This is a genomic window from Kitasatospora sp. MBT63 (genome assembly GCF_000710465.2).
Classification (GTDB): domain Bacteria; phylum Actinomycetota; class Actinomycetes; order Streptomycetales; family Streptomycetaceae; genus Kitasatospora.
In genome coordinates, this window is sequence record NZ_JAIZ01000528.1 from 1 (window position 1) to 7,081 (window position 7,081).

Annotated in this window: 8 protein-coding genes; all 8 read right to left on the reverse strand. The window is 73.5% G+C overall.

The window, feature by feature from the left end:
- A partial coding sequence (locus tag AA75_RS28395; protein WP_033823134.1) for an ABC transporter ATP-binding protein occupies positions 1-876 on the reverse strand: 876 nt, incomplete at its 3' end.
- Entirely contained in the window at positions 873-1,718 is an 846-nt protein-coding gene (locus AA75_RS28400) for an ABC transporter permease (RefSeq protein ID WP_033823135.1), read from the reverse strand. The genes AA75_RS28400 and AA75_RS28395, both read right to left, overlap by 4 nt.
- A 4-nt stretch (positions 1,719-1,722) precedes the next feature.
- Positions 1,723-2,676, reverse strand: a complete 954-nt coding sequence (locus AA75_RS28405) for an ABC transporter permease (RefSeq protein WP_033823136.1) — start codon at positions 2,674-2,676, stop codon at positions 1,723-1,725.
- A 1-nt stretch (position 2,677) separates the two neighbouring features.
- Positions 2,678-4,333 carry an ABC transporter substrate-binding protein gene (locus AA75_RS28410; protein WP_033823137.1) on the reverse strand — a complete coding sequence of 552 codons (1,656 nt, stop codon included), beginning with the start codon at positions 4,331-4,333 and terminating at the stop codon, positions 2,678-2,680.
- 118 nt (positions 4,334-4,451) lie between these two features.
- A complete protein-coding gene (locus AA75_RS28415; protein ID WP_051813603.1) occupies positions 4,452-4,859 on the reverse strand; it encodes a nuclear transport factor 2 family protein in 408 nt (135 codons plus the stop codon).
- A 68-nt stretch (positions 4,860-4,927) separates the two neighbouring features.
- Positions 4,928-5,347, reverse strand: a complete 420-nt coding sequence (locus AA75_RS28420) for an ester cyclase (protein WP_033823138.1) — start codon at positions 5,345-5,347, stop codon at positions 4,928-4,930.
- Between the two features lie 61 nt (positions 5,348-5,408).
- A complete protein-coding gene (locus AA75_RS28425; protein ID WP_033823139.1) occupies positions 5,409-6,170 on the reverse strand; it encodes an SDR family NAD(P)-dependent oxidoreductase in 762 nt (253 codons plus the stop codon).
- Positions 6,155-7,081 (reverse strand): thioesterase domain-containing protein (locus tag AA75_RS28430; RefSeq protein ID WP_033823140.1); only part of this gene is annotated, 927 nt, incomplete at its 5' end. The genes AA75_RS28430 and AA75_RS28425, both read right to left, overlap by 16 nt.

Below are 7,081 nucleotides of genomic sequence, written 5' to 3' on the forward strand. Positions count from 1 at the left end.
CTCCCGGCAGTCCGCGGCGGCCCCGGCGCAGCGCGCCGCGTAGGGGCAGCCGTCGGGGCCGGGCTGCGGGCGGGCCGGCCATGGCGCGACCAGCCGGCTGCCCCGGGTGCGCGCGCCGGGTACGGCGGCGAGCAGGGCGCGGGTGTACGGGTGGCGGGGCTCGGCGAGCAGCCGTCCGGTCGGGCCGGTCTCCACGATCCGGCCGCCGTACATCACCGCGACCCGGTCGGCGAGCCTGGCCACCACCGAGAGGTCGTGGCTGATCAGCAGCAGCGCGGTGCCCTGGCGGCGCATCCCGTCGAGCAGGTCGAGCAGTTGGGCCTGCACGGTGACGTCCAGCGCGGTGGTCGGCTCGTCGGCGATCAGCAGGTCCGGCTCGCCGGCCAGCGCGGATGCGATCAGGGCGCGCTGGCGCAGCCCGCCGGAGAGCTGGTGCGCGTACTGCCCGGCCCGGCGCTCCGGCTCGGGCACCCCGGCCCGGCGCAGCAGTTCGTGCACCCGGGCGCCCCGCACGGCGGGCCGCACCAGCTTGTGCACGCGCAGCGGCTCGGCGATCTCGGCGCCGACCGTGCGCAGCGGGTCGAGCGAGGTCAGCGCGTCCTGCAGGACCAGGCCGATCCGGCGTCCGCGCACGCCGCGCCAGTCGGCCTCGCCGAGCGCGGTCAGGTCCAGCCCGTCGAAGTCCAGGGTGCCGGCGGTGACCGCGGCGCCCCGGCCGGCCAGGCCGACCAGGCTGCGCGCGGTGACACTCTTGCCGGAGCCCGACTCGCCGACCACGGCCAGGCACTCGCCGCAGTCGAGCTCGAAGGAGACCTCCCGGACGGCGCGGACCGGGCCGAAGCGCACGTCCAGCCCCTGCACGGTGAGCAGCGTCATGCGGCGGTCCTCCGGGTGAAGCGGCGCTGGGCGTACCGGCCGAGGACGCCCACGACGAGTGCGGTCAGGGTGATGGCGGCGCCCGGGAAGATCCCGATCCACCAGGCGGTCTGCAGGAAGTTGCGGCCCTGGGAGAGCATCGCGCCCCACTCCGGCGAGGGCGGCTGCGGACCGAGGCCGAGGAAGCTGAGCCCGGAGGCGGCGATCAGCGAGGCGCCGAAGCCGACGGCGGCCAGCACCAGCATCGGTCCGATCGCGTTGGGCAGGATGTGGCGCAGGATCAGCGAGCTGCGCCGGCGGCCGAGCAGCACGGCGGCCTCGACGTAGCCGGACTGACGCACCACCAGGGTCTCGGCCCGCACGATCCGGGCGTAGCCGGGCACGAAGGCGATCGCGATGGCGAGCATCACGTTCACCGCGCCGGAGCCCAGCACGGCGACGGCCAGCAGCGCGAGCAGGATCGGCGGCAGGGCGAGCAGCACGTCGGCGCCGCGCATCAGCACCTGGTCGACGGCCCGCCCGCCGAGGGCGGCGGTCAGCCCGAGCAGGGCGCCGCCGGCCACCGCGAGCGCGCTGGCCCCCAGGCCCAGCAGCAGCGAGGGGCGGGTGCCGTAGAGCACCCGGGCGAACAGGTCGCGGCCGAGCTGGTCGGTGCCGAACCAGTGCGCGCCGCCGGGGGCGGTCAGCGCGCGGGCCGGGTCGGTCTCGACCGGGGAGGCGTGGGTGAGCAGACCGGGGGCCAGCGCGGCCAGCACGATCAGTGCCAGCAGCACGCCCGCGAGCAGGGGGCCGGCGCGTCCGGAGAGCAGCGGGCCGGTGCGTCCGGCGGCGGGGCGGGCCATGGGATCAGGTGCTCCTGAGACGGGGATCGATCACCAGGTAGAGCAGATCGACCACGGTGGAGATGACGACGAAGACCAGTGCCGAAAGCAGCACCACTCCGATCACCAGCGGCATGTCCTTGTTGGTGGTGCCCTGCAGGCTGAGCGCGCCGATGCCGGGCCGGCCGAACACCGTCTCCACCAGCACCGCGCCGCCCAGCAGGGTGCCGGAGAGCCAGCCGGCCAGGGTGACCGCCGAGGCGGCCGCGTGCCGCAGCGCGTGCCGCAGCAGCACGGCCCCCCGGCCCAGGCCCCGCGAGCGGGCGGTCAGCGTGAACGGCTGGCCGAGCGCGGTCTCCAGCCCCTCGCGCAGCACCTGGGCGAGCACCCCCGCCAGCGGCAGCGCCAAGGTGGCCGCCGGCAGCACCAGGGCCGGCAGGCCCTGGTCGCCGGCCACCGGGAAGATCCGCAGCTGGAACGAGAAGGCGGTCAGCAGCAGGATGCCGATCCAGTACGAGGGGCTGGAGGCGGCCAACAGCTCGGCCAGTGAGCTGGCGGCCCGCAGGGCGGGCCGCCGCCCGGCCGTCGCCACGGCTGCGACCAGCGCCATGGCGACGGCCAGCACAAGGGCGGCCAGAGCGAGTTGGACGGTGGGCCGGAGCTGGTCGCCGATCAGGTCGGCGACCGGGCGCTGGAGCTGGTAGGACTCCCCCAGGTCGCCGGTCAGCAGGCGGCCCAGGTAGTGCAGGTACTGCTCCGCGATCGGCTGGTCGAGCCCGTACTGGGCCCGGATCTGCGCCTTGACCTCGGGGGTCGCGGCGGTGCCCGGGCCCAGCATCACGGTGACCGGGTCACCGGGGATCAACTGGAGCGCGGTGAACGCGACCGTGGCGGCCCCGAGCAGCACCGCGAAGGCGCCGAGCAGTCGTCTGAGCACCCCGCGCAGCAGCCGGGGGACCGTCAGGCCGGATTCGGTCATGTCACTTGCCGATCCAGGCGTCGTGGAAGCTCAGCCAGGTGTTCGGGTCGGCGGACAGGCCGTGCACCTGGGTCGAGTATCCGACCACGGAGGTGCGCACGTACAGCGGGACGATCAGGCCGAGGTCGATGGCCCGCTGCTGGGTCTTGGTGTAGACGTCCTGGCGGACCGTCTTGTCGAAGGTCGCCTTGCCGGCGTCGGTCCACTGGTCGAGCTGGGCGTCCTGGTAGAAGGTGGCGTTCTGGCCGCCCTTGGCGGGCTGGCTGGAGCTGTTGAAGTAGAGCCGCAGCACGTCCGGGTCGAAGCGGGCCCAGCTGTAGTCGGCGATGTGCTCCTTGCCGCCGTAGACGTTGGCGATGTAGGTGCCGATGTCCTGGCGCGGGCGGGTGACCTCGATGCCGACCTTCTTCAGGTCGGCCTGGATCGCCTGGCCGAGCGTGTCACGCTGCTCGCGGACGTACTCGGCCGGCGGCAGCGGCCACTCCAGGGTGAGCCGGTGGCCGTCCTTGGTCCGGTAGCCGGCCGAGTCGCGGGCGGTCCAGCCGGCGTCGTCCAGCGTCTTGTTGGCCACCGCCGGGTCGTACGGCCAGCTGTTCTCCAGCGCCTTGTCGTAGTAGGGGGTGGTCGGCGAGACCGGGCTCCAAGCCCGCTTGAAGACCCCGAAGTAGACGCTCTTCACGTCGGTGTCCAGGTCGATGCCGCGCTGCACGGCCTTGCGGACCTGCGGGTCGTCCAGCGGCGCCTTGGTGGTGTTGAGCACCAGCGCGTAGTTGGCGCCCGGCGCGTCGGTGCTGAGCACCTTCAGGCGGCTGTCGGCCTGCACCGTCTTGACGTCGGTCGGCGGGATCGGGTCGGCCACCTGCACCTGGCCGCTGTTGAGCGCGCCCAGTCGCACCGAATCCTCGGTGAGGAAGCGGATGGTGAGCTTGTCCAGGTAGGCCGGGCCCTGGTGGGCCGCGCCGCCGGGCGCCCAGTTGTAGTCGGGGTTGCGGCTGAGCACCACGCTCTGGCCCTTGGTGTAGCTGGTGAAGACGAACGGCCCGGTGCCGACGTCCGCCGGACCGCCGGCGCCGAGCTTGCTGCCGTTGTCCTGGATCGTCCTGGGCGAGTAGAAGCCGAGGTAGGCGGTGCTGGCGGCCTGCAGGAAGGGCGCGAAGGGCTCGCTGAACCGGACCTTGACGGTGTGCGGGTCGATCACCTCGGTGCCCGTGTAGGGGCCGAGCAGGCTGGCCGCGTACTGCGACTTGGTCTCCTTGGCCACGATCCGGTCGAAGTTGACCTTGACCGCCTGGGCGTCGAACGGCGTGCCGTCGGTGAACTTCACGCCGTCGCGCAGGTGGAAGGTGTAGCTCTTCAGGTCCGGCGCGATCTCCCAGGAGGTGGCGAGCCAGGGCTGGAACTCACCGCTGGCGTCCTGGTGGACCAGCGAGTCGAAGACGTTGCGCTGGATCGCGCCGGTGATGTCCTGCTGGCTGACGTGGATGTCGAAGGAGATCGGCTCCACGTCGGTGGCGTAGGTCAGCGAACCGCCCTGGACCGGCGCGGCGGCGCCGCCCTGTGCCGGGGCCGCCCCGTTCGAACCGCAGCCGCTGACGAGCAGCGCTCCTGAGGTGAGGGCGGCGAGCAGCGCGAGGGGGCGAGCCCCGGTTCTGGACATGCTGTTGACTCCGTTGCGAGAAGGAGGGTCTGCGAGAGAGGGGTTGAGCTGGGCAGATACCCAGAAGCTATCGGCGCTCCGGGCGCCGAGGACCCCTAGGCAACCCCTACGGCACCCCTCACCCTTCGGCCGGCAGGGGGTAGCGCGGCACCGAGCGGCGGTGCGCGATCCGCCAGCCCTCGGGGGTGCGGACGTAGCTGTCGAAGTAGTCGCCGTTGTGCACGCTGCCGTCGGCCAGGATCGCCAGGTACCGGCTGCGGCCGCGCGCCGTGCCGTCCTCGTCGATCCAGAACACGCTGTCCAGGGTCTGGTGGTCGGGCGAGCCGGGCCCGAGCTCGCGGCTGAACGCGCGGATCTGCGCCAGGCCGTTGAAGACCGCGCCGGTGCGGGCCAGTTCGATGGTGCCGTCGGCGGCGAACACCTCGCCGAGGGCCTCCGCGTCGGCGTTGTCGAAGGCGTGCGAGAAGCGGGCGAGCAGCCGGCGCAGCTGCTCTCCGTCGGCCAACGACGGTTCGGTGCTGGTCATGCGGTCCTCCAAGGGGAGCGGGCCCGGCCGGCGGTGCCGACCGGGCCCGGGGAACGGGGCGGGAGTGGTCAGCCGGCGTCGGGCACCAGCTGGCGGATGATGCCCAGGCGGTCCGGCAGCACGTTGTAGCGAACCACCTTGCCGTCCTTGATGGTCAGCGTGCTGATGCTGTGCCCGGTGAAGAAGCGGCCGGTGGCCGGCACGCCGAAGACCGGTCCGCTGTGGGTGCCCTCGATCCGCCAGAAGGCGATCACCCGGTCGCCCTCGGCGACCAGGTCCTCGACGGTGGCCTTGACGTCGGGGACGTTCGTCCACAGGCCGCGCAGGTGGCCCACGAAGTCCGCGCGGGTGCCGGCGCCGCCCGGGCCGACCACGGTCTCGTCGGCGGCGTCCTCCGCCACCAGCTCCTCCAGCAGGTCGAGCTGCTGCCCGCTGACCAGCTCGTGGTAGTAGCGCTCCACCAGGACCTTGTTGGCCTCGATGCCCATCTGTTGCTTCTCCTAGGTGAGTTGTGAGTCGTGCTGGGAAATGTTGGTAGGGGTCCGGCGGTCAGCTCGCGGCCGGCGGCAGCAGGATGCCGCCGTTGGCGCTCAGCCCGCCGTCCACCGGGACGGTCACCCCGGTGACGTAGGAGGCCGCCGGGGAGGTCAGGAACCAGACCACCTCGGCCTGTTCGCGGGCGTCCGCCCAGCGCTGGGCGGGAATCCGGCGGGTGATGAAGGCGGAGAACTCCGGGTCGGCCACCTGCCCGGCGGTCATCGCCGTGACGGTGCCGCCGGGGGCGATCGCGTTCACCCGGATGCCCTGCGCCGCGTAGTCGATCGCCGCGGCCCGGACCAGGTTGATCACGGCGGCCTTCGTCGCGTTGTAGGCCCAGGTACCTGGGTCACCGCGCAGGCCGGAGACCGAGGAGGTGGCCACCACCGCGCCGCCGCCGGCCGTCCGCAGCGCGGGGGCGGCGGCCCGGATGCCGAGCGCCACCCCGCGCACGTTCACCGCGAAGACGCGGTCGAAGCGCTCGATCGCGCCCGGCGACTCCAGCGGTCCGCCGCCGCCGATCCCGGCGTTCAGCACCGCCGCGTCCAGCCGGCCGAACCGCTCCTGGGCCAGGGCGACGGCGCGTTCGCTGGTCGCCGCCTCGGCCACGTCGCCGGTCAGGGTCAGCACGCCGTCCAGTTCGGCCAGCGCCGCCAGGCCCACCGGGTCCACGTCGACGGCGACCACCCGGTGGCCGCGCTCCGCGTACAGCCGTACCACTGCCTCGCCGATGCCCGACGCCGCGCCGGTCACCAGGACTACCGGGTCGACCATTCCTGCTCCTTCGTCTCGATCCACTGCCGGACGGCGGCCGCCGTCGTCGGGGTGTGCTGTTCCAGCACGGTGAAGTGGTCACCGGGGATGTCGCGGGCCTCGTGCGGCACCGGCCAGTAGGCCCGCCAGTCGTGGCGGCCGGTCAGGTCCAGCACTGTGCCGCGCAGCGGCGTGTCGGCCCGCAGCGCCAGGATCGGCGCGGCGACCGGGCCGGGGCGCCAGTCGGCGAAGACGGTGTTGTACCCGCCCATCGCGGTCAGGCTGGTGTCGCTCCAGACCATGTCGTACTGCTCGATCCGGTCGAGCATGCCGCCGAGCATCGCGGTCAGCCACCAGTCGCCCATGCCCTCGCGCACGGCACTGTCGATCGGGTAGCTGTCGACCAGCACCAGCCCGGTCACCGGGCGGCCGGCCGCCTCCAGCCGCTCGGTGACGGCGTGCGCCACGCAGCCGCCCATCGAGCGGCCGACCACCACGAACGGCCGGTCCGGGCCCACCAGTTCGAGCACCGCTTCGGTGTGCAGGGTGAGGAAGGTGTCGAGGTCGTCGGGCAGCGGGTCCTCGGATGCCCAGCCGGGCGAGGGCAGCACGAAGACGTCCCGCTCGCCCTGGAAGGCGTGGCCGAGCCGCGCGTACTCGTGCGGGCCGGAGATCGCGCTGAGCGCCGGGAAGGCGATCACCGCCAGCGGCTGCTCCCCCGCGGCCAGTTGGATCGGCGCGAGCGCGTGCGCCGCCCGCTGCTCGGCGGTGAACCGGGTGCGCAGCGCGGCCGCGACCCCGATCAGCGCGGAGGCGTCCGCGAAGCTGCCCTGGGCGGCCAGCCTGCGGTAGAGCGTGGACAGCGGGTGGCGCGGGTCCTCCCCCGCCGGGCCGGCCGGGGAGGACCCGGCCGGGTCCTCACCGGCCTCGGA